Source organism: Escherichia sp. AM3, from assembly GCF_032029835.1.
In the GTDB taxonomy this organism is placed as follows: domain Bacteria; phylum Pseudomonadota; class Gammaproteobacteria; order Enterobacterales; family Enterobacteriaceae; genus Escherichia; species Escherichia coli.
Map to the genome: position 1 here is coordinate 1 of NZ_JAVUPQ010000406.1, position 895 is coordinate 895.

2 protein-coding genes are annotated in these 895 nt (G+C 43.2%); both read left to right on the forward strand.

Features of this window, described 5'->3' with window-relative positions:
* Positions 1–509 (forward strand): MFS transporter (locus RTW80_RS26200; RefSeq protein WP_312721002.1); only part of this gene is annotated, 509 nt, incomplete at its 5' end.
* A gap of 67 nt (positions 510–576) precedes the next feature.
* Positions 577–895: oligogalacturonate-specific porin KdgM family protein (locus RTW80_RS26205; RefSeq protein WP_312721004.1), on the forward strand; the 319-nt coding region annotated here is incomplete at its 3' end.

The following is an 895-nucleotide window of genomic DNA, read 5'->3' on the forward strand; positions in this document are numbered from 1 at the left end:
GTAAAAAACAGGTTTATCTGGCTGGCATGGTGCTGTGGGCGGTGGGTGATATACTGAATTATTTCTGGGGAAGTAACTCTTTCACTTTCGTCATGTTCTCTTGTGTCGCCTTTTTTGGCACGGCCTTTGTAAACAGCCTGAACTGGGCACTGGTACCAGATACCGTAGATTACGGTGAATGGAAAACCGGTATTCGTGCCGAAGGTTCTGTTTATACCGGTTATACCTTCTTTCGTAAAATTTCTGCCGCACTTGCTGGCTTCTTGCCAGGCATTATGCTGACGCAAATTGGTTATGTTCCCAACATCGCGCAAAGCGATGCGACATTACAGGGTTTGCGTCAGCTCATTTTTATCTGGCCTTGTGCACTGGCAATTATTGCTGCATTGACGATGGGATTCTTTTACACACTCAATGAAAAACGGTTTGCATTGATTATTGAGGAAATCAACCAACGCAAAAATAAAGAGATGGCGACAGAAGAAAAAACGGCTTCCGTAACGTTATAAATGTCAATAGCCGCTATTTCCATCCTGGTGGGTGGCGGCCTCCCTACGTTTAAAAAATGGACTTATTATGAAAAAGATTAATGCAATAATTTTATTATCTTCTCTGACCTCTGCCTCGGTATTTGCTGGCGCATACGTCGAAAACAGGGAGGCATATAATCTTGCCTCCGATCAGGGCGAGGTTATGCTACGTGTGGGTTATAACTTCGATATGGGCGCGGGTATTATGTTAACCAATACCTACAACTTTCAGCGAGAAGATGAACTAAAACATGGATATAACGAAATTGAAGGCTGGTATCCGTTATTTAAACCAACCGATAAATTAACCATCCAGCCCAGTGGCTTAATTAATGATAAGAGTATCGGTTCGGGTGGTGCAGTGT